Genomic DNA, 24,989 nt, shown 5'->3' on the forward strand with positions numbered 1-24,989 from the left:
CCTTCCCACAGCCCGCTTTCCTAGGCTCGAAGGCATGGACACCAAGGATTTCCACGACCGCGGCTACATCGTCGCCCGCGGCATGCTGGCCCCGCACGAGGCGGATCTGCTGCGCGAGGAGTTCACCCGTCTGCACGCCGCGGGCCCGGTCCCAGGTCATTTCTCGCCGAAGCCCCAGGAACCCGGCCTGCCGTACGACGGGCTGAGGGCTTATCCGCGCATCATGCACCCGCACCAGATCAACGACGTCGCGCTGCGCTACCTCCTGGACGCCAGGATCGCCGCCGTCCTGCGGGAGCTGCTGGAGGAGGAGCCGATAGCAGCCCAGAGCATGTTCTACTTCAAGCCGCCCGGCGCCCGGGGACAGGCGTTGCATCAGGACAACTTCTATCTGCGCGTCGAGCCGGGCACCTGTGTGGCGGCCTGGATCGCCGTGGACCGGGTCGACCGGGCCAACGGCGGCCTGGAGGTCGTGCCCGGTACGCACAAGATGGACCTGTTCTGCCCGGAGGACGCGGACTCGTCCATCTCCTTCACCCGCGAGTACGTCCCGCCGCCGCCCGGCCTGGAGCGGGTGCCGGTCGACATGGAGCCGGGCGACGTGCTGTTCTTCAACGGCAGCCTCGTGCACGGCTCCGGCCCGAACGCCACCGCCGACCGCTTCCGCCGCAGCCTCATCTTCCATTACGCGGGCCGTTCGGCCGAGCGCATCGCCGCCTACTACCCGACGCTCACGATGGCCGGCGCGCCCCACCCGCTCCCGGCCGCCGAGGGCGGCGGGCCGTGCGGCACCGAGGCGTCGGGGCCGCACTAGGCGTGCCGCCTGGCGAGCGGTGCCCGGTCTGTGGAGTATGTAGGGGTCACCGTGCCGGAGGAGGAAAGGCCAGCGTGAGCGCCGACGTGCGGCCGTTCCTCGCCGAGGTCCCCGAGGCCGAGACCGTCACCGACCGGTCGCAGGGCGTCCCGCTCACCCCACCCGAACACAATGCGCTGGTGATGACGCACGGCTGGCCCGGCTCGGTGCTGGAGTTCCTGAAGGCCGTCGGCCCGCTGACCGACCCGGTCGCGTACGGCGGGCCCTGCTCGGCAGGCACGACCCGGCGCACGTCGCCGGCATCCACCTCGTGCCCCCGCTCGCCCCGCCGGACCCGGACACGTTCGGCGACCTGACCGCCGCCGAGCGGGCATCGCTGGCGGCGATGGAGCACGCCAAGCAGTGGGAGGACGGGTATTCGGCCGAGCAGTCCACCCGCCCGCAGACGCTCGGCCACGGCCTGACCGACTCCCCCGCCTGTACTGGGAGAGCATCCGGCAGGTCCAGAAGTGGTTCAGCGAGCCGGGCGCGGACGTCGTGACGACGCCCGCGGGCTGCACGGTCTTCCCGAAGGAGATGCCGCGCCCCCTTCCGGCTGGTCAGGGACCGATGACCAGCTGCCTGCCCTAGCCGCCGGAGATGTCCGACTCGGCGTCATCGGGCACGTGGCTGTCCCACGGGTCGTCCAGCCAGCCGTCCGGCAGGTGCACCCGGTCCCGTTCGCCCGACTTGCCGCGCGGGGTGTCGGTGTTGGGCGGCCACGGCTGGTCGCGGTCGAGCTTGGCCAGGGCCGTGCGCAGCTCGTCCAGCGACTCGGCCGTGGTCATCGCCCGGCGCAGCTCGGAGCCGACGGTGAAGCCCTTGAGGTACCAGCCGACGTGCTTGCGGAAGTCGGCCACCGCGTACCGTTCGGTGTCGAAGCAGCCGGCCAGCCCTTCGGCATGCCGTTCCATGACATCGGCGACCTCACCCAGAGACGGCCGCACGCGCGCCGGATCGCCGTTGAAGGCGTTCTCCAGATCGCGGAACAACCACGGCCGCCCCAGACAGCCCCGCCCCACCACGACGCCGTCGCAGCCGGTCTCGGCGACCATGCGCAGCGCGTCGTCGGCGCTCCAGATGTCGCCGTTGCCGAGCACCGGCACCTCGGGCACCGCCTCCTTGAGCCGCGCGATCGCCGCCCAGTCGGCCTGCCCGCCGTAGTGCTGCTTGGCGGTGCGCGCGTGCAGCGCGATCGCCGCGACGCCCTCCTCGACCGCGATGCGCCCGGCGTCGAGGTAGGTGAGGTGGTCGTCGTCGATGCCCTTGCGCATCTTCATGGTGACGGGCAGCGGGCCCGCGTTGCGCACCGCCTCGCGCAGGATCCGCCGCAGCAGATTGCGCTTGTACGGCAGCGCCGAACCTCCCCCGCGCCTGGTCACCTTGGGCACCGGGCAGCCGAAGTTGAGGTCGACGTGGTCGGCCAGGTCTTCTTCGGCGATCATCTTGACCGCGCGGCCGACGGTCTCGGGGTCGACGCCGTAGAGCTGGATGCTGCGCGGCCGCTCCCCGTCGGCGAACCTGATCATCCTGAGCGTCTTGGGGTTGCGCTCGACCAGCGCCCGCGTGGTGATCATCTCGCACACGAACAGCCCGGCGCCCTGCTCACGGCAGAGCACGCGGAACGGCGCGTTCGTGATCCCCGCCATCGGCGCCAGCACGACCGGCGGCCACACCCCCATCGGCCCAATCTTCACCCGTTCAGTTGTAGCCGACTTTGCCCCTCCGACGGAAACTCACCGCCTGGCCACGACCAGCGGCACCCCCGTGCGCGGGTGGGGCAGCACCTCGACCGCGTGCCCGTAGACACGGCTGAGCAGTTCCTCGGAGAGCACCTGGCCGGGCGTCCCGCACGCCAGCACCACCCCCTCCGACAGCACGGCCACCCGGTCGGCGTGCGCGGCGGCGAGCGCGAGATCGTGCAGCACCACGACGACGGCGTCCCCGTCCCGCGCCCGCTCCCCGCCCGACAACTCCTGAGAGGCGCGAGTCCTGAACCGCGCGACGTCGGCCCGCACCAGCTCCGCCTCCACAATCTCCCCATCCAGGTGTACGGCTCCCACCTCCGGCCGCACGTCCCCCGCCAGCACGGACAGCAGCGTGGACTTGCCGGAGCCGTTCGGACCCACGAGCGCCAGCACCTCCCCCGCGAACACCTCCAGGTCGGCCCCGCGCGACACCTGCTCACCGCTCGAAGCACACCCCGGCGGCCTCGGCGTAGACCGTGCCGATGGCCGGGCGGGCGGGGACACGTGGCGTCATGCTCTTCCTCCACTGATAATTTAGGTTAGCCTCACCTAATATCAAATCCTCTTCGTGCGATAGGTTCGACCGGTTTTGCAGCCATATGTCACTGAAGGAGCCATGCCCATGGGCAACGTTGTCGACCTCGGCAGGTGGCCTCTGGTCACCGCCTCCCAGAACGGCCGCCTCACCGTCGAAGAGGCCAACCGGCTGAACTCCGGCATGCTCGAGGTGCTCGCCCGAGCCAGGGCCGAGAACCGCCGCTTCGCCGTCGTCGTGGACCAGCGCGAACGCCAGGCGCCCGAGAAGGGAGCCCTGGAGATCATCCACACGTTCTGGTCCGAGCGCGAGGCCGAGATCGCCGACTGGTGCGTCGGCTACGTGAGCGTGGTGGCCACCCCGTCCCTGGCCGACCTCGTGGAGAACCCTGGCCCCGGCGGCCTCACCGTCCTCGGCACCGTGGACTACGACGCCGCCGTCCTCTGGGCCGCCGACCGCCTGGCCGTAACCGAACCCGCCTGACCGTCACCGAATGGCCGGTTTCCGGGGGGTGCGTGCCGTACCAGAAACTCGCGCAGATTCGTGATGACAGCACCCCGAACGACCATCGCGGATACGCTGTGAGCTGCGATCGATGGGGAGGCGAACGATGCTGCTTCGACTACGGCTCACCCTGCCCGACCGGCCGGGCTCGCTCGGTCAGGTCACCCGGGTGCTGGGCGTGGCCGGAGCCGACATCACGCAGCTGACCGTTCTGGAGCGCGGCGGCGGGCGGGCCGTGGACGACATCACCGTCTTCTGCCCGGACGGCACCCCCAAGGAGACGCTGGCCAAGGGCCTGCTGACCGTCCAGGGTGTACGCGTCGAGGCGATCTGGGCCACCCGCGAAGCCGCCGGCACCTACCCCGAGCTGGAAATCCTCAAATACATCACCACCGCGGGCGAACGCGCGCTGACCACGCTCATCGACTCGCTGCCGGTGCTGTTCAGCGCCGACTGGGCCGCCGCGACCACCTCAGAGGCGACCGTCTACGCCAGCTGGCGGGCCCCGCAGGAGGTCGTCCTCCCGCCCGAGAACCCGCCCCGCCCCGTCGCGACCACCATGGAAGACGGCCTGCACATCATCCACGCCCCGCTGCCGCCGCTGGCCCTCACCCTGATGCTGGCCAGAACCGACGGCCCCGCCTTCCACCGGATCGAGGTCCACCGCCTCACCCGCATCCTGGAGATCTTCCTCAGCCTCCCGGCGACCGAACGCAGCGTGGCCCGACAGCTGCGCAAGTGAGCATCCACTCCAAAAACCCGCTAGAGTTGCTGTGTCGCCGCGAGCAGCGGCGGACGCGGAAGTGGCTCAGTGGTAGAGCATCACCTTGCCAAGGTGAGGGTCGCGGGTTCGAATCCCGTCTTCCGCTCGGAGAGGCCGCACGTTGGGGCCTCGCTCGGTGGAGTGGCCGAGAGGCGAGGCAGCGGCCTGCAAAGCCGTCCACACGGGTTCAAATCCCGTCTCCACCTCTAGTTGAATACCCGGACGATTAGCTCAGCGGGAGAGCGCTTCCCTGACACGGAAGAGGTCACTGGTTCAATCCCAGTATCGTCCACCATCAAGACCGTTCTCCCGGCCAGCCAAGGCTCTGGTTGAAAGTCCGGTCGCGCGAAAATCCTGGCGACATCCGTGGGCGTCCCCGCGACAATGGCCGACGTGAAAGAAGAGGTCGAGGTCGTCGTCGCCCATAACGAGCGGGCGACCCTGCGCGTCGGTGACGTGTTCCTGAAGATCGACGCTGATCAGACGCGTATCGACGTCGAGGTCCAGGCGATGGCCATGGCGCCGATCCCGACCCCCGAGATCCTGTGGCGCAAGCCGCCCGTGCTCGCGCTCGCCGCCCTTCCCGGCACGGCGCTCGGCCGTCTCGGCGAGCCGTCGACCGCGTCATCTGCGGCGTGGGCGGCGGCGGGCGCCGCCGTACGGAAGCTGCACGACGCGCCGCTGCCGCCCTGGCCCGGCCGGAGCCTCGACGAGATCGTCGCCCGCCTCGACGGCGAATGCGCGTGGCTCATCGAGAACGGCGTTCTTCCCACCGACCTGGTCACGCGCAACCGTCAGGTCGCCGAGGCCGCGCTCCGGCCGTGGACGCCGGTGTTCACTCACGGCGACCTGCAGATCACCCACGTGTTCGCCGACGGTGACGAGATCACCGGCGTGCTCGACTGGTCCGAGGCGAGCCGGGGCGACGCCATGCACGACCTCGCCATCCTGACGCTCGGACACGAGGAGCGGCTTGACGACGTCCTCGCCGGCTACGGCGCCGACGCCGACCTCGACGTGATCCGCGGGTGGTGGTCGCTGCGGAGCCTGTCGGCGATCCGCTGGCTCACCGAGCACGGCTTCGACCCGTCCTCGCCGGGCTGCGAGGTGGACGTGCTGAGAGCCCGGATGTGAGGGCTCTTTAGCCGTCCTGGCCGGCGGGGACGAAGTTCGCGTACTCCTCGATGGGCGACTCGCCCTTGCCGTCGTTGTGCCAGACGGTGGCCGTCCGCGCGCACATGGCGCGGGCGGTGTCCCAGTCGGCCTTCTCCAGGCTGCGCAGGTAGGTGACGGCCTTGTCCTTGAGGTCCTGGCTCACGGTGTTCCGGCTCGCTTTCTGAGTCCAGTTGTAGACGAGGGCGCGTTCGCCCGCCTCCACGCGCATCGGCAGGTGGTTGCCGGGAGGTGAGAGGGGGCAGACGAAGACGGACGGCTGCTTGGCGGGCAACAGCGAGGTCCTAGGCCTCCGCGTCGCCGGTGCGGTCGCGCTGGTGGCCGCGGCGGGCGTCGCGGTCGAAGATGCCCAGGATCTCGCAGGGGCCGCCCTCGGCGCCGATCGCGTGCGGGAGCATCGTGGGGAACTCCGCGGCCTGGTTCGTTTCGACGCGGAAGCGGCGGTGGCCCAGCATGAGGATCGCGGTGCCGGACAGGACGACGAGCCACTCCCGGCCGGGGTGCGCGCGCATGCGTGCCGGGTTGTCCGGCGGGGGCTCGGTCATGCGCTGACGTACGACGCTCATGCCCGGGTCACCCTTGACGGTCCAGCGCATCAGCCCGCGAGCCCCGTCGATCATCGGGCTGGTGACGACGTCGTCGGAGGCGGTCTCCACGAGCTGGTCCAGGGAGGTGTCCAGGGCGCGGGCGAGGGTGACCAGCTGGTCCAGGGCGAGGCGGCGCTGGCCGGTCTCGATGCGCGAGAGCGTGGACTGGCTGACATTGGCGCGGGTGGCCAGCTCCTCCAGCGACCAGCCCTGTGCCACGCGCAGGGCGCGGATCCGCTTGCGCACCAGGCTGTCCAGCTCGCCGTCACCTTGCGTCATGGGCAACATCGTATGCCTCAGCTGCAACACCAGGTGGGCGCCGCCCCCGGAGCGGTGGGGCGGCGCCGTACCGGCTAGCGGATGATCTTGACGTCGTCCACTCCGGCCTCCACGAGGCTGGCGGTGGCGGCGTCGGCGGCCTCGACCACGATGCGGACGCTCTGCCCGGCGAAGGCGGAGATGTCCACGGTCGAGGTGGTCCAGGCGCCGTTGCGGTTGCTGACGGCGGCCAGTTGCTCGAAGACCGTGCCGGTCGTCGTGCCGACGACCCTGACCCGCAGGTAGTCGGCGCTGCTGGCGTTGCTGCCGTGGGCCAGGTACCAGGCGAAGGACAACCTGACCGTTCCGCTGGGCAGCGTCACCGCGGGTGACTGCATGGCGGTGGTGCCGCCGTCGATGTCGTGGTCGCCCGCCGCGGCGCCGGCCAGGCGGCCGGTGACCAGGTCGTTGACGCCGCTGACCGTGGTGCCCAGCTGCTTGGCGCCGCTGGAGGTGGTGGCCTCGGGGTCGCCGCGCTCCCACAGGCCGGTGGTGGCGCTGCCGGTCAGGCGGGTCCAGCCCTTGTCGGTCTCGAAGGTGTCCTCCCAGACCACGACGGGCGGCACGGCGGTGGCGATGGTCCACACGGCGTAGGCCACGGCGTCGGCGTGGCGGTTGAGCGCGGTGTCGTTGATGTTCGAGGTCGTGTCGCAGGCGCGGTGGTAGCAGACGTCGAAGGCCTGCCCGGCGGTGCCGCCCCACAGTTGCGCCTGGGCGCTCGACTTGATGCCCTCGGCTCCGGTGAAGGTGCCGCCGGCGGCGATGCCGCGCGAGATGAAGGGCCCGTAGTCGGAGCGGCCGTCGAAGTCGGTGCCACGGGTCTGGACGCCGACGGAGGTGAAGTAGTCCTGCAGCGTGCGCTCTAGGGCGGCCGACCCGGCCGGGCCGGGGCCGGAGCCGACGCCGTCGGAGTCGTCGCCGTCGTAGACGAAGTAGCCGGCGTTGGGCGAGCCGACCATGTCGAAGTTCAGGTACGCCTTGATCTTGGCCCGTTCCGTGGCGGCCAGGTTCGTCACGTAGAACTGCGACCCGCGCAGCCCCAGCTCCTCGGCGCCCCACCAGGCGAAGCGCAGGTGCTTGGTCGGCTGCAGCGCCTGCCGGGAGACCTCCAGCGCGGTCTCCAGGATGGCGGCGCTGCCGGAGCCGTTGTCGTTGATGCCGGGTCCGGCGGTGACGCTGTCGAGGTGGGCGCCGACCATGAGGATGTCGTTGGGGTCGCCTCCGGGCCAGTCGGCGATGACGTTGTAGCCGGTGGCGCCGCTGTAGGTGAACGACTGCAGCGTGGTGGTGAATCCGGCGGCGTCCAGGCGGCCCTTGACGTAGTTGGCGGAGGCCAGGTAGCCGGGGCGGCCGTGGGCGCGGTTGCCGCCGTTGCTGGTGGCGATGCTCTGGAGCTGCGTCAGGTGCGCCTTGACGTTGGCCAGGGGGATGTCGGGCGGGGCGAGCGCGGTCGCGCCGGTGGCCTGGTGCAGGCCTCCGGCTAAGACCACGGTGAGCGTGGCGAGTACGGCGAGCAGACGTGATCTCATGCCACTCCTCTGCGGGGAGATCCGGGGAGACCGAACATAACTCCACAAATCCGGATCGACCAGTCACCAACCCATGGGGAGGACACGGACCCCTTGGGAGGACCAAGCACCCCTCAGGGCCCCGCGCACCCCTGGGAGGGCAGGAAACCCTTGGGAAACCCGGCGCACCCTGGGGTCATTGCGCCGCGCTCGCGGCCAAGCTCACACTCCCGACGCGACGAAGCTTCCCGTCGAACCCCCCGCACAGAGGAGGAAGCATGATGCGTCGAGGACGGTTACCCCAGCCCATCACGGACCCGTCCGCCCTCACCCGGCGGACCTTCCTCGGCGGAGTCGGAGCGAGCGCGGCGATCGTCGCGCTCGACCTGGACTCCGCCATCACCGCCTCCGCACGCGCCGAGCAGGAAGGCACGCTGGTCAACAACTTCGGCCGGGTCTTCAACCTGCCCCCGTTCGCCCAGGCGACGCCCCAGGTACGGGCGGCGCTGACCGAGATGGGCAAGCTGGGCGGCATCCTGGACGCCAAGGACCCGCTGCACGAGGGCCCGATCCGGCTGATCACCAACCCGGAGCTCAGCCCGAACAACCGCGACAACCCCTTCCACACCGCGGGCACCACGTTCTTCGGCCAGTTCCTCGACCACGACATGACTTTCGACAACGCCTCGCCGCTGGGCGTGCCGACCCGTCCCGAGTCCTCGCCGAACCTGCGCACTCCTGCCTTCGACCTCGACACGGTGTACGGCGGCGGCCCCAGCGCCAGCCCGCATCTCTTCAACGCCGACCGGGTCACGATGCGCGTGGAGAGCGGCGGCCAGTTCGAGGACGTGCCGAGGCAGCCGGACCAGCGGGCGATCATCGGCGACCCGCGCAACGACGAGAACATGATGATCTCGGGCCTGCACGTGGCGTTCCTCGTGTTCCACAACAAGGTCGTCGAGCGGCTGCGCGCGCAGGGCACACCGGAGACTGCCCTGTTCGACACGGCCCGCCGTACGGTCCTGTGGCACTACCAGTGGATCATCCTGAACGAGTTCCTGCCGCAGATCATCGGCCGGCCGCTCCTGGACCACATCCTGCACTTCGGCCGCCAGTTCTACCGGCCGCCCGGCGCGCCGTCGATCCCGGTGGAGTTCCAGATCGCCTACCGCTTCGGCCACAGCATGATCCGCCCGTCCTACCGGGCCAACCTGGCCGGTGACGGCGGCCAGCCGTTCTTCGGCTTCATCTTCGACCCGGTGGCCGAGGGCCAGGCCGACCCGGTGGACCTGCGGGGCGGCGTAAGGGCCGGGCGGCGCTTCATCGGCTGGCAGACGTTCTTCAACTTCGGCGACGGCCAGGTGCGCCCGAACAAGCGCATGGACACCCAGCTCTCCACGCCGCTCTTCCAGCTGCCGCTGCGCTCCATCCCGAGTGGCGACCCGCCGATCTCGCTGGCCACCCGCAACCTGCTGCGACACCTCACCTGGTCGCTGCCGTCCGGTCAGCGCCTGGCCACGACGATGGGCATCCCGCACGTCGACACCTCCGAGCTGGCCCCGTTCGGCTTCGCCGCGAACGCCCCGCTCTGGTACTACGTGCTCAAGGAGGGCCAGGACCTCGGCGACGGCATCCAGCTGATCGGAGTCGGCGCCCGGCTGATCGGCGAGGTCTTCGTCGGCCTGCTGCAGAAGGACCCCGGCTCCTATCTCGCGGCCAGCCCGAGCTGGCGGCCGACGCTGCCGAGCCGCACGTCGGGGACGTTCACGATGGTCGATCTGCTGCGGTTCGCCAAGCTCGATCCGGCCAGCCGGGGACAGTGACACCCTGACAAGTTCCGGTAAGAGCAGTTTACAGACAAGAAAGCTTCTTTTGAGTACATTCTGCGTATGGCCATCCACGTGGCCGCGCACTCCGCCAACCGGTTGCTCCGCGAAGCGCTCGCCACCGCCCTCACCGGGCAGCCCGGCCTGAGCATGTCCGGGCTCACCCAGTACCTCTCCGATCTGGAACGACTGTGCCGCATCCGCGACGTCGACGTCGCAGTGATCGACGTCGCGGACGACTTCGAGGAGGTGATGGCCAAGCTCCCGGGATTACGCGGCCGCGGCCTCGTGCTCACCTACGCGAGCATGGACGTGCGCGACGTGGTGCGCGCGGTGGGCGCGGGACTGACGCTGGTGCCCTACTCACGCGGGCTGGCCGCGCTCCTCGACGCGGTACGGCGCTGCCCGTTCGAACCCCGCGCCCGCCCCGCCCACCCGCCGGTCCTGACCCGGCGCGACCTGGACGTCCTGGCCCTGGCGGCATCGGGGCACAGCGTGCAGGAGGCGGCCAGGATGCTCGGCATCGCCCCGGCCACCGTCGAGAACCACATGCGCCGCATCTTCGCCAAGACCGAGGTGCACAGCCGGGTCAACCTGGTCTCGCTGGCCGCCCGGCTCGGCCTGTTGTTCCGGTCCGGGGCCCGGCCGGCGACGGTGCCGCTCGCGGTCGTCTTCGGCGGGCCGGGAAGCTGCCGGGACGCCGTCGTGGAGAACCTGATCCGGCAGCACTTACCGGTCTTCGTGGCCGGCGACCGCTGGACCCACGAGGACGACACGCTCATGCTCCGCCGCCCGCTGGTGGCCGTGATCATCGACGAGTCCGGGGCCTGGCACCACATGCACGCGGTCGGCGCCCGCGTGGTCGTGGTCACCGAGACCGCGTTCGGCCAGGTCATCACGTCTCCGGCGCCGGACGCGGTGGTGCCGATCGGTGAGCTGGGCCGGGCCGTACACCCGGAGATGAGCAGGCGCGCGGCGGCGCGCTCGGCGCTCACCGACCGCGAGCTGCAGATCCTGCGGTCCATAGCGACGGGCCATTCGGTACGGCAGACGGCCCAGGCTTTGGCCATAACCACCAAGACCGTGGAGAACATTCAGTCACGCCTGTTCAGCAAGCTGGATGTCCGAAATCGGGCCGAGGCACTGGCGGTGGGTTACGAACTAGGACTTCTTTCCTGAATCACATGTGCTGTTTGCGCAGAGTTGATGGCGATGTTAGATGGAAGAGCACGTTGGTTCAGGACAGCCACGCACCTACCGCCGGAGGAAATGTGGCGCTGAGACTCGATGGCGTCCGCGTACGGCAACGCGGTGAAGTGTGGCTCGACGACATCAACCTAGAACTCACCAGCGGCATGACGACCCTCATCGGGCCGCTGGCGGCCGGGAAGACCACCCTGATGCGGGTGATCGCGGGGCTGCACACCCCGACCGACGGCCGCGTGGTCGTCAACGGCGAGGACGTCACCTCGGTCCCGGTGCGCAAACGCTCCGTGGCCTTCGTCTACCAGCGGTTCATCAACTATCCGTCGCTGACCGTCTACGAGAACATCGCCTCCCCCTTACGCCTGGCCGCCGGATTCCCGCGCAAGGACGTGGACGGCAGGGTGCGCGACGTGGCCGAGCTCATGGGCATCGCCGACCTGCTGGAACGGCGCCCGGCCGAGCTGTCGGGCGGCCAGCAGCAGCGCACCGCGATCGCCCGCGCGCTGGCCCGACCGGTCGACGTGCTCCTGCTGGACGAGCCGCTGGCCAACCTCGACTACAAACTCCGCGAGCAGTTACGGGCCGACCTGAAGGCGATGTTCCAGGACTCGCGGGGCACCGTCGTCTACTCCACCTCAGACCCGGCCGAGGCGCTGATGTTCGCCGCCCCGACCGTGGTGCTGGGCGAGGGCCGCGTCCAGCACGTGGGCGACGTGGCGCGCATGTACGACCGGCCGCCGTCCCTGGCGGTGGCGGCCACCCTCTCCGATCCGCCGCTCAACCTGCTGCCCGGCGTGGTGAACGAGGGCCGCCTGGAATGCCTGGGCGTCCCGCTGTCCACGCCCGGCACGCACTTCTTCGGCGACGACATGGTGCTGGGGATCCGCCCGCACCAGGTGACGATCGAGCGCACCCGGCCCGGCCAGATCGAGTTCCCCGCCGAGATCCGCCTGGCCGAGGTCACCGGCAGCACCACGTTCCTGCACCTCCTGCTGGCCGGGCGGCGCCACCTGGTCGCGCAGTTGCCGGGCACCCAGCTGTTCACGCCCGGTGAGCCCGCGGTGGCGTACGTGGATCCCGCGCACATCCTGATCTTCTCCGGAACGGGGGAACTGGTGGCCGACACCGCCACGGAGGTCGACCTGCATGGCTGACATCACGCTGGAGGGCGTCGGCCACAGCTACGACGGCGGCCGCACCCACGCGCTCAACCCCATGACCTGGACCTGGTCCGACGGCCGCGCCTACGCGCTGCTCGGCCCGAGCGGCTGCGGCAAGACCACGCTGCTCAACATCATCTCCGGCCTGATCACACCCTCCCAGGGCCGGGTGCTGCTGGGCGGCCGCGACGTCACCGGCCTGCCGCCGGTGGCCCGCAACATCGCACAGGTCTTCCAGTTCCCGGTGCTCTATGAGGAGATGTCGGTCTACGACAACCTCGCCTTCCCCCTGCGCAACCGCAAGTACCCCAAAGCCGAGGTCGACGAGCGCGTACGCAAGGTCGCGCGGTTACTCGGCCTGGAGGAGCACCTGCGCCGCCGCTCGCGCCGCCTCGACCCCGGCCGCCAGCAGATCGTCAGCCTCGGCCGCGGCCTCGTGCGATCCGAGGTGGCCGCCGTCCTGCTGGACGAACCGCTCACCGTCATCGGCCCCGCGCTGAAGTGGACCCTGCGCAGCAAGCTCAAGGAGATCCACCGCGACACCGGCCACACGCTCATCTACGTCACCCACGACCAGACCGAGGCGCTGACCTTCGCCGACGAGGTGGTCGTGCTCAAGGACGGCGCGATCGTGCAGAGCGGCGAGCCCGCCGAGCTGTTCCTGTCCCCCGCGCACGAGTTCGTCGGCCACTTCATCGGCTCGCCCGGCATGAACGTGCTCGACGCCGCCGTCGAGCGCGGCATCGTGCGCGTCGGGTCCGCCCTCGTCGGGCGCGCCGTGGGCGACGACGGCGCCCTTCCCGACGGTCCGGTACGGCTCGGCGTACGACCCGAGTTCGTCAGGATCAGCCCGTTCCCCCGCTCCCCCGGCCTGCGGGCCGGCGTCACCGGCGTGGACCGGATGGGCTCCTACCACCTCGTGCACGCGCGCGCCGCCGGCGGCGACCTGGTCGCCAAGACCGATCCCGGCGAGCACGGCACGGCCGAGCACCTGCACTTCGAGCGGGCCTACCTGTTCCGCGACCAGATCAGGTGCGGCACGCTCGCGGCACTCGAAGGGAGCGGCGCATGACGACCAGCGACGTTCCGGCCAAGGTCGCCGGCAGCCAGGTGGCCGGTGAGGTCGTCGCGCCGGCCGTACCCCCGTCGGCGTCCAACGAGGAGGAGGCGCCCAGGGACGTCAAGCCCAAGAACAACCGCGCGTGGTGGCTGGTGCTGCCGGTCGTGGTGTCGGTGGCCTTCACCGCGGTCATCCCGCTGATGACCGTGGTCAACTTCTCGGTGCAGGACGTCTTCACCCCCACCGACCGCATCTTCGTGGGGCTGGACTGGTTCAGGTCGGTCACCCGCGATCCCGAGGTGCGGGCGGCGTTCCTGCGCACGCTGATGTTCTCGGCGCAGGTGCTGATCATCGAGATCCCGCTCGGCGTGCTGCTCGCGGTGTGCATGCCGCGGCGCGGGGCGTGGGTGTCGGTGGCGCTGGTCGTGGTGGCGCTGCCGCTGCTGATCCCGTGGAACGTCGTCGGCACGATCTGGCAGATCTTCGCCCGCGGCGACATCGGGCTCGGCGGCTGGGTCGTCAACAACGTGCTCGGCATCAACTTCAACTACACGCTCGACTCCACCGACGCGTGGATCACCGTGCTGGCCATGGACGTGTGGCACTGGACACCGCTGGTGGCGCTGCTGGCGTACGCGGGGCTGCGCTCGATCCCGGAGCCGTACTTCCAGGCGGCGCAGATCGACGGGGCCTCGGCCTGGGCGACGTTCCGGCACGTGCAGCTGCCGCGGCTGCGCGGGGTGCTGACGATCGCGATCCTGCTGCGGTTCATGGACAGCTTCATGATCTACACCGAGCCGTTCGTGGTGACCGGGGGCGGGCCGGGCAACGCCACGTCGTTCCTGAGCATCCTGCTGTCGAAGATCGCGGTGGGGCAGTTCGACCTGGGGCCCGCCGGGGCGTTCTCGCTGCTCTACTTCCTCATCGTGCAGATCGCCTGCTACGTGTTCTTCACCGTGCTGACGAGGAGCGGGAGATGAGACGGCTGCCCTGGGCGCGGACCGTGTTCTGGCTGTACGTGGCGACGCTCATGCTGCCGCTGCTGTGGATGTTCGGCATGTCGATCCGACCGAACGACGAGATCCTCGGGAGCTTCTCGCTGCTTCCGCAGAACGTGACGCTGGAGAACTACGTGACGTTCTTCACGGACTCCGCGTGGTACTCCAGCTATCTCAACTCGATCGTCTACACCTCGCTGAACACGGTGTTCTCGCTGATCGTGGCGCTGCCGGCGGCCTACGCCTTCTCGCGGTTCCGCTTCGCCGGGGACAAGCACCTGTTCTTCTGGCTGCTGACGAACCGGATGGCGCCGCCGGCGGTCTTCCTTCTCCCCTTTTTCCAGATTTATCAGAGCGTGGGGTTGTTCGACACGCATCTCGGGGTGGCCATCGCGCACATGCTGTTCAACGTGCCGCTGGCCGTGTGGATCCTGGAAGGGTTCATGTCCGGGATCCCGCGCGAGATCGACGAGACCGCGGCCATCGACGGCTACTCGCTGCCCCGCTTCTTCTTCAAGATCTTCCTGCCGATGATCCGCTCGGCCATCGGCGTGACCGCGTTCTTCTGCTTCATGTTCAGCTGGGTCGAGCTGCTGATCGCCCGGACGATCACCTCGGTCAACGCCAAGCCGATCGCCGCCACCATGACCCGCACCGTCAGCGCCGCCGGGATCGACTGGGGGCTGCTGGCCGCCGCCGGAGTGCTGACGATCATCCCGGGCGCGATCGTCATCTGGTTCGTCCGCAACTACATCGCCAAGGGCTTCGCGCTGGGAAGGGTGTGACAGGTGCTGGAGTGGATGGTCTGGACCGCGCCCACCGCACTGGTCTTCGCCGGACTGGCCCTGCTGCTGGTCGCCATGGCCGTCTGGGCGCGCCTGTCGCCGCCGCTGGCCCGGCGCGGCTTCCTGCGCATCGAGACCGACAGGGGCGACCGGCTCTACATCGGACTGATCAGCGCGGCGGTGGTGCTCGCCGGGTGGATCGCCGTCACGGACCTGTCGATGTGGCTCGCGCTCGGGTGCGCGCTCGTCGTCGTGGCCGTGATCGGGATATGGGGTTGACCTGCGCCCCCTTGCTTGCTCGCGAGAGGAGTCGGACATGTCGCACACACTCAAGAGGCACGCGGCCGCGCTGGGCGTACTCGCCCTGTTGCTGGCGGGGTGCTCCAGCGGGAGCAAGCCGTCGAGCGACTTCCGTGAGGAGAACGGCAGGGCGGCGGCCAAGAGGTGGGTGGACACCGAGTTCACGCCGTCGACGCTGGCCAGGGATCAGCAGCTGGCCGAGATGGAATGGTTCCTGAAGGCGGCGGCGCCGTACCGTGGGATGGAGATCAACGTGGTGTCGGAGACGATCACCACGCACGAGTACGAGTCGCGGCAGCTCGCCAAGGCCTTCACCGAGATCACCGGGATCAGGATCAAGCACGACCTGATCCAGGAGGGCGACGTCGTCGAGAAGCTGCAGACCCAGATCCAGGGCAACCAGAACATCTACGACGCCTACGTCAACGACTCCGACCTCATCGGGACGCACGCCCGCGGCGACTACGTGGTGCCGCTGTCGGACTACATGGCCGGGGAGGGCAAGAACGTCACCTCGCCGACGCTCGACCTCAAGGACTTCATCGGGATCAGCTTCACCACCGGGCCGGACAAGAAGGTGTACCAGCTGCCCGACCAGCAGTTCGCGAACCTGTACTGGTTCCGGTACGACTGGTTCACCGATCCGGAGATCAAGAAGCAGTTCAGGGCGGCTTACGGGTATGACCTGGGCGTACCTGTGAATTGGGCGGCTTATGAGGATATAGCCGACTTTTTCACGAACAAGGTCAATGGAAACGGGCAGATCGCCGGCAAGAAGGTCTTCGGGCACATGGACTACGGCCGCAAGGACCCCTCGCTCGGCTGGCGCTTCACCGACGCCTGGCTGTCCATGGCCGGGAACGGCGACCCCGGCATCCCCAACGGCCTGCCCGTCGACGACTGGGGCATCCGCGTCGAGAACTGCCGCCCCGTCGGCTCCTCGGTCACCCGCGGCGGCGACACCAACGGCCCCGCCTCCGTCTACGCCCTCACCAAGTACGTGGACTGGCTCAAGCGCTTCGCGCCCAAGGAAGCCGCCGGCATGAACTTCAGCGAGTCCGGCCCCGTGCCCGCGCAGGGCAACATCGCCCAGCAGATCTTCTGGTACACCTCCTTCACCGCCGACATGACCAAACAGGGCCTGCCCGTCGTGAACGCCGACGGCACCCCCAAGTGGCGCATCGCCCCCAGCCCGCACGGCGCGTACTGGAAGGACGGCAACAAGCTCGGCTACCAGGACGCCGGATCCTGGACCCTGCTCAAGAACACCCCCGCCGAACGGCGCGCCGCCGCCTGGCTGTACGCCCAGTTCGTCACCTCCAAGACGGTGTCGCTGAAGAAGTCCATCACCGGCCTGACCTTCATCCGCGACTCCGACATCCGCAGCGCCTACTTCACCGAGAACGCCCCCAAGTACGGCGGGCTCATCGAGTTCTACCGCTCACCCGCGCGCGTCCAGTGGACCCCGACCGGCACCAACGTCCCCGACTACCCCAAGCTCGCCCAGCTCTGGTGGCAGAACGTGGCCACCGCGGTGACCGGCGAGACGACCGCCCAGCAGTCGATGGACAACCTGGCCAAGCAGCAGGACGACATCCTGTCCCGCCTGGAACGGCGCGGCTACGGCGGCGCCTGCGCCCCCAAGCTCAACCCCGAGCAGCCCGCCCAGGCCTGGCTCGACCAGCCGGGGGCGCCCGCGCCCAAACTGGCCGACGAACGCGGCAAGCCCGAGACCCTGGACTACGACAAGCTGATCGCCCAGTGGAAGTCCGGCGACTGACCACCCCATGAGCCCCCATGCGCCCTGACCACGCATGGGGGCCTCCACCCACCGCGCACACACCCTGATGGACACCGAACCAGACCGGAACCCGAGACCCCGGACCCCGGAACCCCCGACACCTCGGCACCTCGGGACCTCGGGACCCCCGAGACCGTGGCCCCGGGACCGGAAGCTCCAGGACCCAGGACGTCGGGGCCGGAGACCGGGGAGGGGTGGTGGACGGGGTGTTGGGGGCGGGCTTAGCTTGCTCGGCATGAAGTTACGTATCGCGATCACGGCCGTAGCCGCGGCCTGTGCGCTGATCACCCCCCTGCCCGCCCAGGCCGACACCCCAGACCTCGGCGGCCTCACCGGAGGCGACCTCCTCCGCTGGGACCTCAAGCAGACCGGCGTCACCAGCCGCCTGCGCGGGCTGGCTCCGGTGAGCCGGGACGTCGTGTGGGCCTCGGGCAGCGCGGGCACCGTGCTCAGGACGGCCAACGCCGGGCGTACCTGGCAGAACGTCTCCCCGCCCGGTGCGGCCGCGCTGCAGTTTCGGGACATCGAGGCGTTCGGGCCCGACACCGCCGTGGCGCTGTCCATCGGCGAGGGCACCGACTCGCGGGTCTACCGCACCGACGACGCCGGACGTACCTGGACGGAGACCTTCCGCAACGACGAGCCGCGCGCCTTCTACGACTGCATGGCCTTCTTCGACCGCCGCCACGGGCTGGCGATGAGCGATCCGGTGGACGGGAGGTTCCGGATCCTGTCGACGTCGGACGGCGGGCGGAGCTGGGCGGTCCTGCCCTCCGAAGGGATGCCTGCGGCGCTGCCCGGTGAGGCCGGGTTCGCGGCCAGCGGGCAGTGCCTGGTGACGTCGGGCAGCCGGGACGCGTGGCTGGCCAGTGGCGGCGCCGAGCGTTCGCGTGTGTTCCACTCCCGCGACCGAGGGCGCACCTGGACCGTGGCCGACACCCCCATCCCCGCCGGCGACCCCGCCCGAGGCGTGTTCGCCCTCGCCTTCCGCGGCCGGCACCAGGGCATCGCGGTCGGTGGCGACTACCGGCCCGACCAGGCCTCCCCCTCGGCGGGCGCCTACTCCGCCGACGGCGGCGCCACCTGGCGGCCCTCTCGCGTGCCGCCGCCCGCCTACCGCTCCGGCGTGGCGCTGCTCCCCCTGGCCGCGATCGCCGTGGGCCCGAGCGGCAGCGACATCTCCTTCACCGGCGGCCGGTCGTGGCACACGTTCGACACCGGCTCGTTCGACACCGTGTCGTGCACGCCCGACCTGAGCTGCTGGGCCGCGGGCGAGCAGGGCAGAGTGGCCCGCCTGGCCCTCACCCGCCACTGACCCAACGTCCATAGGCCCACCGTCCACAGACCCACCAGCCACGGACCCACCCGCCGCCGACCGACCGGGCGCGCCACCTGCCCAGCCGGGTGTGCCCCCTGCCCAGCCGCCAGGACAGGGCAGGGGGCGGACCGGGTCAGCCGGAGCTGGTCATGACGGCGAAGCGGACGCCGTGCGGGTCGGTCAGGATGGCGAAGCGGCCGACCCCGTCCACCGTCTCGGCGGCCACCGCCACCGCCCCGCCCAGTGCCTGCGCCTTGGCCACGGCCGCGTCGCAGTCGCCCACCTCGATGTACGGCAGCCAGTGCGGCGGCACGCCCGGCATGGGCACGAGCCCGGCCATGCTGTCGTCGGCGCCGCCGCCGGGCGGGGTGACGACGGTGTAGGTCATCTCGCCCATCGGCATGTCCTCGAAGCTCCAGTCGAACACCGAGCGGTAGAACCCCTGCCCGCCGCCGGTGTCGGGCGTGTAGAGCTCGGCCCAGCACAGCGAGCCCGGCACGGTCACCAGCTCCAGCCCCTTGAGCTGCCCCGGCTCCCAGATGGCGAACTGCGCCCCCGCCGGGTCGGTGAACTGCGCGATGCGCCCCTCGGGCCCGACCTCGGACGGCGCCATGCGGACCGCGCCCCCGGCCTGCTCGACGGCCTTGGCGGTGGCCTCGGCGTCGGTGCTGCGGAAGTAGAGGATCCAGGCGGGGCTGGCCCCCTCCTCGGTGAGCTTGCCCACCGCCGCGACGGTCTTGCCGTCCTGCTGGAACGACCCGTAGTCGCCGCCGCCCGGCATCGTGTGGTGGCTCCACCCGAACAGCTCGGTGTAGAAGGCCACGGTCGCGGGGAGGTCGGGGCTCCCGAGGTCGAGCCAGACCGGGGTGCCCGGAAGGTTCTTCGTGGTGAGCATGGCGTGCTCCTTCGTGTGGATGATGGTCGGCCCGCCGCCTCACGGTGCGGAGGGGATTGAGGGCGACGCCACTTGTCAGCGTCGCACACGGCGTCGGGGATGAGGAGAGCCTAGCGAGTTTCGAATGTGTGTTCAGGCGATCACGTACAATCGAACACATGGATGTGCTCTTCCAAGGCTCACTGCTCGACGTGGACGAGAAACCGGGTCCGGGCCCGCTCGCGCCGGTGCGCACCCGGCTGTCGCGGGGAGCATGGATCGACGTGCTGCCCGGCTGGCTCGGCGGCGCCGACGCGCTGTTCGACCGGCTGCTGCGCGAGGTGCCGTGGCAGGCCGAGCGCCGGGTCATGTATGACCGGGTGGTCGACGTGCCGCGCCTGCAGAAGTTCTACGGCGAGGACGAGCCCCTGCCCGACCCGGTCCTGACCGAGGCCAAGGCCGCGCTCGACGCCCACTACGCCGGGGAGCTGGGCGAGCCGTTCCGCACCGCGGGCCTGTGCCTCTACCGCGACGGCCGCGACAGCGTCGCCTGGCACGGCGACACGATCGGCCGCGCCGCCGCCGAGGACACGATGGTCGCCATCGTCTCGGTCGGCTCGCCGCGCAGTCTGCTGCTCCGTCCGAGGGGCGGCGGCCCGTCGGTGCGCCGCGAGCTGGGCCACGGCGACCTCATCGTGATGGGCGGCAGCTGCCAGCGCACCTGGGAGCACGCCGTGCCGAAGACCGCGCGGCCGTGCGGGCCGAGGATCAGCGTGCAGTTCCGTCCGCGCGGGGTGCGCTGAGCGACAGCGCCCAGTAGGCCACGACCGCCGCCGCCTGCAGCGCCGCACCCGCGGCAAGAGCGAGGGGCACGGAGTGTACGGCCAGCGGCCCGGCCACCGCGGACCCGGCGGCGAACGAGGTGATCTTCAGGCTGGCGCCGGTGGTGAAGATCTGGCTTCTCAGCCGGTCGGGGGCGTCGCGGTGCCGTACCGCGAAAAGGGCGGTGAGCTGCGGGCCTTCGCCCACGCCCGCGATCGCGGCGGCCAGGACGGCGAGCGCGAAGGAGTCGGCGAGCGCCGCGACGGCGATGCCCGCCCCAACCACTGCGGTGGCGGCGACGAGCGCGCCGTCGGGCCACCAGCTCCCGGCGGCGGGAAGGCGGTGGGCCAGGACCGCGTTGGCGCCGAGGGCGGTGGCGGCGGTCACGGCCAGGAGCAGCGCCCCGAACCCGGCGCTGCCCACGAGCCGCTCGCCCAGCAGCGGCGTGCACACGACCAGCATCGCGACCCCGGCCATGGAGATCATCGAGGTCACGGTGGCCCGGCGCAGCGAGGGGTGGCCGGTGATCGCCCGCGCTCCGGCCAGGAGCTCGGCCGCGACCGAGGCTCCCTTCTCCACGTGTTCGCGCTGCGGCAGGGACAGGGCGACGGGCAGGGACGCGGCGATGAGGACGCAGGCGGCGATCACCGGCACGGAGCCGCCGCCGAAGGCCGCCATGAGCCCGGCGAGCGCGGGTCCGAGCAGGGCGGCGACGTTGTAGGAGATCGAGTCGAGGGCGTTGGCGCGCGGGAGCGAGCCGGCGGGCACCGCCAGGGGCAGCTGCGCCGTCCAGCCGCCGCTCAGCGCGGGCCCGAGCAGCCCGGTGAGCACCGCGAGCCCGATCACCAGCCCGTCGGGCACCCGGCCGAGGAGGGCGAGGATCACCAGGAGCCCGCCCGTGTACCCGGTGAGGCACCAGGCCAGCAGCCGGCCCGGCCGGCGGGCCCGGTCGAGCAGCACGCCGAGCAGCGGCCCGCCCACCGAGGCCGAGACCGTCAGCCCCGCGAGCAGCCATCCCGCGACAGCCGGCGACCCGCTGACGGCCAGCCCCAGCACGAGCAGCGCGGGCCCGGACATGTCGTCGCCGGTACGCGCCGAGGCCGCACCGAGCATGTAACGCCATAACATGAAGGAGACGTTACAGGTCCCGGGAGGCGGCGCGGTGGGCGGCCACCCGCTCCCGAGTGGCGCAGCGCGGCGAGCAGTAGCGCCTGGGGCTGCCGCCCGAGGTGTCCAGGAACGGCCGGCCGCAGGTCGCCGAGGCGCACAGCCCCGCGGGCACCCGCTGGTGATCGGCCAGCAGCACCGCCATCGACATCGCCGACGAGGCCAGGAACCACTCCGCCCACGGCGCGTCGTCGTCGCGGTCCACGTGCAGGTGCCAGGACGTCGTGCCGCCGTGGTCGGTCAGGCGGGGCGGGCAGGCGGCGCCGGCGAGCAGCCCGTTGAGCAGCCGCGCCGCCTCACCGGCCGACGGGGCGGCGAACAGCTCCATGAGGCGCCCGGCGGCCGCGCGCATCGCGCGCACGTCGCCCGGCGACAGCTCCAGCGGGCCCGGCTCCCCGTGAGCCCGCAGGACATCGGCGATCGACCCCGGAGTCGGCTCCTCCCACAGCAGGGCCTCGCACAACGCCACCGCCCGCGCCGCCATCGCCTTGGTCGAATGCACCTCCATCCCAGCAGCGTACGGCTTCAGCCCCCGCAGGCGGCGAAGACGTAGGAGTCGGCCAGGACGCTGTAGCGGTCCCTGACCGTGACCTTGCCGGACGGCACCTCGACCCGCACGACCGTCATCCGCGTCGCTCCGCTCTCCGGCACGTTCGCCAGGTGGAGTGTCACCTGGTTCTCGCCCGTCCAGTCGGCCTTCAGCACCTCACCCTTGGGCAGCGTGAGCCGGATCTTCGCGGTGACCTGGTCAACAGAGCTGTCGTACAGGACCAGCGCGGGCTTCTTACCCTGGATCACGTTGGCGATCGTCGCGCCGTCGGCGGCCAGCGCGTAGGGGCCGTTGAAGGCGACGACCTGCGGCGGGGTCACCCGGCGCACCTGCTCACCGTTGTCGCGGTAGACGGCCAGGTCGGTCACGGGCTCCTCGCCCTCGGCCGAGGTGAGCAGCTCGTCGGCGTCGCCGCTGAAGCCGGAGACCGCCTCGCCCTTGCCGGCCGAGCCGAGCTGCGTGCCGCTCACGGTGTCGAAGATCCGCGTCTGCTTCCCGGAGATCGCCGCGGCCAGCTTGGCGCCGTCGTCGGAGAGCAGGAGCGTCACGTCGTACTGCGCGACCCGCGGCAGCGCGCCCTCGGCCAGCAGCTTCACCCCGCCGCCGATCGTGCGGACGGCCAGGCGTCCGCGTTTGGTGAAGTAGGCGACGTGGCTGCCGTCGCCGCTGACCGCGATCGGCGCCACCTGATAGCCCGAGGAGGTGCCGTCGGCGTGCCTGGCCACGGTCTGCGCGTCACGCAGCGGCCGCTGCTTGCCGTCGTGCGTGACCAGCCGCCAGGGTCCGCACGGCCGCCGCTCGCCCTTCTTGTCGGCGCAGCCCTTCACCGAGGCGTAGCGGACGGCGTCGTGGTCGTGCGGCCCCGCCAGCGCCGGGGCGGCCGGTGACAGGCTCAGGGCGAGGGCGCCCGCGGCCAGCGCGGCGGTGAACCTGATCTTCATGGCCTTCACTCCCCCGCCAGCCGCGCGGCGTACCTGGCCGCGCTGATCGTGTAGCGGTCACGCTTGGTGAGCGTGCCCGTCGAGGTGTCCACGCCGGCCGACCACCCGTGCCCCACGCCGCTCTCCCCCTGGTAGAACAGCACGCCGAGGCCGCCGACGCGGTCGTAGGAGGCGACCGCGGGCACGTAGCCCTTGGGCGCCGCCAGCTTCAGCGACGGGCCCATCTCGCCGCTGGTCATGTCGTACTCGCGCAGCTTGGGCGGCCTGACCCCGTCGTAGTCGCCGGGGATGAGCGCGGCGACGTTCCTGCCGTCGGCGGCCAGGGCGTACACGCCGGCCGCGCCGACGACCTGCGGCGGCGTGCGCCGGATTGGCGGCCGGCCGTCGGTATGGTGCACGACCAGCGCGGTGGTGTTGTCGGTGAGGTTGCGCGTGGCCAGCAGCTCGTCCCCGTCGGAGCTGAAGGCCTGCGGAACGTCGTCCGCCGGAAGGTTCACCGTCGCTCCCGTCCTGACGGTGACGATCTTGCCGGGCTTGTTGCCGTCGGTGTGGTCGATCGCGATCCGGTCGCCGCGTGGCGACAGGCGCAGCGTGAGGTCCATGGTTCCCGACGCCTTCGGGGTCAGGGACTTCGGCAGCGCGGTGACCCGGCCGCCGGCGGCGGGCCGTACCACCAGGCGGTGGTCGCTCGCGCGCAGGTAGGCGATCCACCGGCCGTCACCGCTGACGGCGAACGGCGCCTCCTGGTACTGCGGGACGCCCTTTTCGTCGGTGGCCGCGGCGGCGGCGCCGGGCACGGTGACCGTGCGGCCGTCGCGCATGATCAGCCGCCATTGTCCGCACGGGTAGGAGACGTCCTGCTTGTCCGTGCAGGACTTGATCCATGCGGCCCTGGCCTCGGGCGCCGCCCCGGCGTGCGCGGCGGCGGGCGTCGCGGCCCATCCGGCGGCGAGCACCGCCGCGACGACCGTGGCGGCCGCTGAGTTGTGTCTCATCCTCGTCCTCCTTTCGCTCACAGGGTTGGACCCGTGCGGAAGGAGGACGGTTGGTCACAGCTCGGCCACTATTCGCGCTGGAGGGGCCGCCTCCCGGCGAAGCCGAGCTCGTCGCGGTGGTACCAGCCCAGTTCGAGCTCGCCCTCGATCCAGCACAGGCCCACCGGCCGCCCGCCGATCACCGAGGGGAAGTCGAGCAGCACCGGCGCGATCCCCTTCACCTGCAGCCCGCGCTCGTGCCAGCCGCTGATGATCTCCTCGATCCGCGCCTCCAGGGCCTTCAGCTCGGCCAGGCCGCCCAGCGGGGAGACGCCTTCCTGCTGGCGGTCGAAGGCGATCTCGGCGAGGTCGGCGCGGGCGGCGACCAGCCGCTCCGCCTCTTCGAGGATTCCGGGCAGCATCGCGCGCGCCTCGTCGAGGGTGAAGGTCCGCTCCATGACCGCACGCTATCGGCTGGGGTCGTAGGCGCGGACGAGCAGCCGCTCGGCGTGGTCCAGATAGTCGGCGAGAAAGCCGGCCGCCTCGTCCGTGCGGCCGGCCTCGATGAGCTCCAGCAGCTTGCGGTTGAGCTCGACGAACGGCTCGTGGAAGGTACGCGGGTTCTTCATCACGTGGAAGACCAGCCGCAGCTCGGCCAGGAGCTGCCGCATGGTCTCATCCAGCCTGGGGCTGCCGTTCATGGCGACCAGCGCCTGGTGGAAGCGGATGTTGGCGGTGCCGACGCCGCGCCAGTCATCGGCAGCGGCCGACCTTTCGGCGTCGGCGACCGCCTCCCTGATCACCGCCAGCGCCGCCCCCGTGGGGCGCCGGCGCACCGCCGCGTCCTGAAGCACGCGGCGGACGCGGTAGAGGTCGGCCACGTCCTCGGCCGACAGCACGCGGACGAAGACGCCGCGGTTGAGCCGATGATCCAGCAGCCGCTCGTGCCCGAGCAGCCGGAAGGCCTCGCGCAGCGTGTTGCGCGAGACGCCGAGCGCCTCGGAGATGGACTCCTCCGACAATCGCTGCCCAGGCTCGAAGAACCCCTCGATGATGCGGTCGCGCAGGATGTCGGCCACCCGCTCCGCCGTGCTGGTACGCCCGAGCCTGGATCGCTCGCGCTCGAGATCCGCAACCGCGTCATCCACATGTAACAGACAATCACCCCACAAACCTCTTGTCGAATTGTTCAACGATCCTTACGTTGAGAGATAACCA

28 protein-coding genes and 3 tRNA genes are annotated in these 24,989 nt (G+C 70.8%); 19 read left to right on the plus strand and 12 right to left on the minus strand.

All coding sequences use genetic code 11. The features are described from left to right. The first annotated feature begins 34 nt into the window (after positions 1-34). The 3 genes from HNR40_RS16575 to HNR40_RS16585 all read left to right on the plus strand — a co-directional run bounded on the left by HNR40_RS16575 (position 35) and on the right by HNR40_RS16585 (position 1,355). Entirely contained in the window at positions 35-814 is a 780-nt protein-coding gene (locus HNR40_RS16575; RefSeq protein WP_184962127.1) for a phytanoyl-CoA dioxygenase family protein, read from the plus strand. Positions 815-888: 74 nt separating this feature from the next. Beyond that, the gene (locus HNR40_RS16580) at positions 889-1,170 is read left to right on the plus strand and encodes a hypothetical protein (protein WP_184963073.1); all 282 of its coding nucleotides are present in this window, start codon (positions 889-891) and stop codon (positions 1,168-1,170) included. Next, entirely contained in the window at positions 1,125-1,355 is a 231-nt protein-coding gene (locus HNR40_RS16585) for a hypothetical protein (RefSeq protein ID WP_184962129.1), read from the plus strand. The genes HNR40_RS16580 and HNR40_RS16585 overlap by 46 nt, the downstream gene beginning before the upstream one ends. 85 nt (positions 1,356-1,440) lie before the next feature. Here HNR40_RS16585 and dusB read toward each other — a convergent pair whose 3' ends face one another. Both dusB and HNR40_RS16595 read right to left on the minus strand, forming a co-directional pair. Further along, positions 1,441-2,550, minus strand: coding sequence for a tRNA dihydrouridine synthase DusB (gene dusB, locus HNR40_RS16590; protein ID WP_312896382.1), 1,110 nt, complete (start codon positions 2,548-2,550; stop codon positions 1,441-1,443). A gap of 39 nt (positions 2,551-2,589) precedes the next feature. After that, positions 2,590-3,033, minus strand: a complete 444-nt coding sequence (locus HNR40_RS16595; RefSeq protein WP_312896383.1) for an ATP-binding cassette domain-containing protein — start codon at positions 3,031-3,033, stop codon at positions 2,590-2,592. A gap of 190 nt (positions 3,034-3,223) precedes the next feature. On the opposite strand from HNR40_RS16595, the gene HNR40_RS16600 reads away from it, so the two are divergent. The 6 genes from HNR40_RS16600 (at position 3,224) to HNR40_RS16625 (ending at position 5,537) form a co-directional block, all read left to right on the plus strand. After that, complete coding sequence (locus HNR40_RS16600; protein WP_184962132.1) at positions 3,224-3,619, plus strand: hypothetical protein; 396 nt, start codon at positions 3,224-3,226, stop codon at positions 3,617-3,619. Positions 3,620-3,746: 127 nt separating this feature from the next. Then, a complete protein-coding gene (locus HNR40_RS16605; protein ID WP_184962134.1) occupies positions 3,747-4,382 on the plus strand; it encodes an ACT domain-containing protein in 636 nt (211 codons plus the stop codon). A 55-nt stretch (positions 4,383-4,437) separates the two neighbouring features. Continuing rightward, positions 4,438-4,509, plus strand: a tRNA-Gly gene (locus HNR40_RS16610). A 29-nt stretch (positions 4,510-4,538) separates the two neighbouring features. After that, positions 4,539-4,609, plus strand: a tRNA-Cys gene (locus HNR40_RS16615). Between the two features lie 14 nt (positions 4,610-4,623). Next, positions 4,624-4,698 (plus strand) — tRNA-Val (locus HNR40_RS16620). Between the two features lie 98 nt (positions 4,699-4,796). Continuing rightward, a complete protein-coding gene (locus HNR40_RS16625; RefSeq protein WP_312896384.1) occupies positions 4,797-5,537 on the plus strand; it encodes a phosphotransferase family protein in 741 nt (246 codons plus the stop codon). Positions 5,538-5,544: 7 nt separating this feature from the next. On the opposite strand, the gene HNR40_RS16630 is transcribed toward HNR40_RS16625, so the two are convergent. From HNR40_RS16630 to HNR40_RS56315, 3 genes are all read right to left on the minus strand, one after another. After that, positions 5,545-5,850, minus strand: coding sequence for a hypothetical protein (locus tag HNR40_RS16630; protein WP_184962138.1), 306 nt, complete (start codon positions 5,848-5,850; stop codon positions 5,545-5,547). A 10-nt stretch (positions 5,851-5,860) separates the two neighbouring features. After that, positions 5,861-6,442 (minus strand): helix-turn-helix domain-containing protein, encoded by a 582-nt coding sequence (locus HNR40_RS16635; RefSeq protein WP_221340466.1) that lies wholly within the window; start codon positions 6,440-6,442, stop codon positions 5,861-5,863. Between the two features lie 74 nt (positions 6,443-6,516). Then, positions 6,517-8,010, minus strand: a complete 1,494-nt coding sequence (locus HNR40_RS56315) for a M28 family peptidase (protein WP_184962142.1) — start codon at positions 8,008-8,010, stop codon at positions 6,517-6,519. A 257-nt stretch (positions 8,011-8,267) separates the two neighbouring features. On the opposite strand from HNR40_RS56315, the gene HNR40_RS16645 reads away from it, so the two are divergent. The 9 genes from HNR40_RS16645 to HNR40_RS16685 all read left to right on the plus strand — a co-directional run bounded on the left by HNR40_RS16645 (position 8,268) and on the right by HNR40_RS16685 (position 18,440). Beyond that, positions 8,268-9,812, plus strand: coding sequence for a peroxidase family protein (locus tag HNR40_RS16645; RefSeq protein WP_184962144.1), 1,545 nt, complete (start codon positions 8,268-8,270; stop codon positions 9,810-9,812). A gap of 66 nt (positions 9,813-9,878) precedes the next feature. After that, the gene (locus HNR40_RS16650) at positions 9,879-10,994 is read left to right on the plus strand and encodes a response regulator transcription factor (RefSeq protein WP_184962146.1); all 1,116 of its coding nucleotides are present in this window, start codon (positions 9,879-9,881) and stop codon (positions 10,992-10,994) included. A 92-nt stretch (positions 10,995-11,086) separates the two neighbouring features. Beyond that, on the plus strand, positions 11,087-12,175 hold the full coding sequence (locus tag HNR40_RS16655) for an ABC transporter ATP-binding protein (protein WP_221340467.1): 1,089 nt from the start codon (positions 11,087-11,089) through the stop codon (positions 12,173-12,175). Then, the gene (locus HNR40_RS16660; protein WP_184962150.1) at positions 12,168-13,253 is read left to right on the plus strand and encodes an ABC transporter ATP-binding protein; all 1,086 of its coding nucleotides are present in this window, start codon (positions 12,168-12,170) and stop codon (positions 13,251-13,253) included. Before HNR40_RS16655 ends, HNR40_RS16660 begins: the two co-directional genes overlap by 8 nt. Beyond that, on the plus strand, positions 13,250-14,221 hold the full coding sequence (locus tag HNR40_RS16665) for a carbohydrate ABC transporter permease (protein WP_184962152.1): 972 nt from the start codon (positions 13,250-13,252) through the stop codon (positions 14,219-14,221). The genes HNR40_RS16660 and HNR40_RS16665 overlap by 4 nt, the downstream gene beginning before the upstream one ends. Beyond that, positions 14,218-15,024, plus strand: a complete 807-nt coding sequence (locus tag HNR40_RS16670; protein WP_184962154.1) for a carbohydrate ABC transporter permease — start codon at positions 14,218-14,220, stop codon at positions 15,022-15,024. Before HNR40_RS16665 ends, HNR40_RS16670 begins: the two co-directional genes overlap by 4 nt. 3 nt (positions 15,025-15,027) lie before the next feature. Beyond that, the gene (locus tag HNR40_RS16675) at positions 15,028-15,303 is read left to right on the plus strand and encodes a DUF2160 domain-containing protein (protein ID WP_221340468.1); all 276 of its coding nucleotides are present in this window, start codon (positions 15,028-15,030) and stop codon (positions 15,301-15,303) included. Positions 15,304-15,340: 37 nt separating this feature from the next. Continuing rightward, positions 15,341-17,104 (plus strand): ABC transporter substrate-binding protein, encoded by a 1,764-nt coding sequence (locus HNR40_RS16680; protein WP_184962156.1) that lies wholly within the window; start codon positions 15,341-15,343, stop codon positions 17,102-17,104. A gap of 256 nt (positions 17,105-17,360) precedes the next feature. Continuing rightward, positions 17,361-18,440, plus strand: a complete 1,080-nt coding sequence (locus tag HNR40_RS16685; protein WP_184962158.1) for a WD40/YVTN/BNR-like repeat-containing protein — start codon at positions 17,361-17,363, stop codon at positions 18,438-18,440. A gap of 136 nt (positions 18,441-18,576) precedes the next feature. On the opposite strand, the gene HNR40_RS16690 is transcribed toward HNR40_RS16685, so the two are convergent. Next, entirely contained in the window at positions 18,577-19,338 is a 762-nt protein-coding gene (locus HNR40_RS16690; RefSeq protein WP_184962160.1) for a VOC family protein, read from the minus strand. A gap of 158 nt (positions 19,339-19,496) precedes the next feature. On the opposite strand from HNR40_RS16690, the gene HNR40_RS16695 reads away from it, so the two are divergent. Continuing rightward, complete coding sequence (locus HNR40_RS16695; RefSeq protein WP_184962161.1) at positions 19,497-20,120, plus strand: alpha-ketoglutarate-dependent dioxygenase AlkB; 624 nt, start codon at positions 19,497-19,499, stop codon at positions 20,118-20,120. On the opposite strand, the gene HNR40_RS16700 is transcribed toward HNR40_RS16695, so the two are convergent. The 6 genes from HNR40_RS16700 to HNR40_RS16725 form a co-directional block, all read right to left on the minus strand. Further along, a complete protein-coding gene (locus tag HNR40_RS16700; RefSeq protein ID WP_184962163.1) occupies positions 20,086-21,267 on the minus strand; it encodes an MFS transporter in 1,182 nt (393 codons plus the stop codon). The two genes, HNR40_RS16695 and HNR40_RS16700, sit on opposite strands and share 35 nt — an antisense overlap. Positions 21,268-21,277: 10 nt before the next feature. Next, a complete protein-coding gene (locus HNR40_RS16705; protein WP_184962165.1) occupies positions 21,278-21,814 on the minus strand; it encodes a CGNR zinc finger domain-containing protein in 537 nt (178 codons plus the stop codon). A 17-nt stretch (positions 21,815-21,831) separates the two neighbouring features. Next, the gene (locus HNR40_RS16710) at positions 21,832-22,797 is read right to left on the minus strand and encodes a hypothetical protein (RefSeq protein WP_184962167.1); all 966 of its coding nucleotides are present in this window, start codon (positions 22,795-22,797) and stop codon (positions 21,832-21,834) included. 5 nt (positions 22,798-22,802) lie between these two features. Continuing rightward, complete coding sequence (locus HNR40_RS16715; protein ID WP_184962169.1) at positions 22,803-23,792, minus strand: hypothetical protein; 990 nt, start codon at positions 23,790-23,792, stop codon at positions 22,803-22,805. A 68-nt stretch (positions 23,793-23,860) separates the two neighbouring features. Beyond that, positions 23,861-24,229, minus strand: a complete 369-nt coding sequence (locus tag HNR40_RS16720) for a DUF2203 domain-containing protein (protein WP_184962171.1) — start codon at positions 24,227-24,229, stop codon at positions 23,861-23,863. Between the two features lie 9 nt (positions 24,230-24,238). Beyond that, positions 24,239-24,919: a GntR family transcriptional regulator gene (locus tag HNR40_RS16725; RefSeq protein ID WP_312896385.1), complete on the minus strand. Its 681-nt coding sequence runs from the start codon at positions 24,917-24,919 to the stop codon at positions 24,239-24,241. Positions 24,920-24,989 lie beyond the last annotated feature (70 nt).

Source organism: Nonomuraea endophytica (assembly GCF_014203235.1).
GTDB classification, from domain to species: domain Bacteria; phylum Actinomycetota; class Actinomycetes; order Streptosporangiales; family Streptosporangiaceae; genus Nonomuraea; species Nonomuraea endophytica.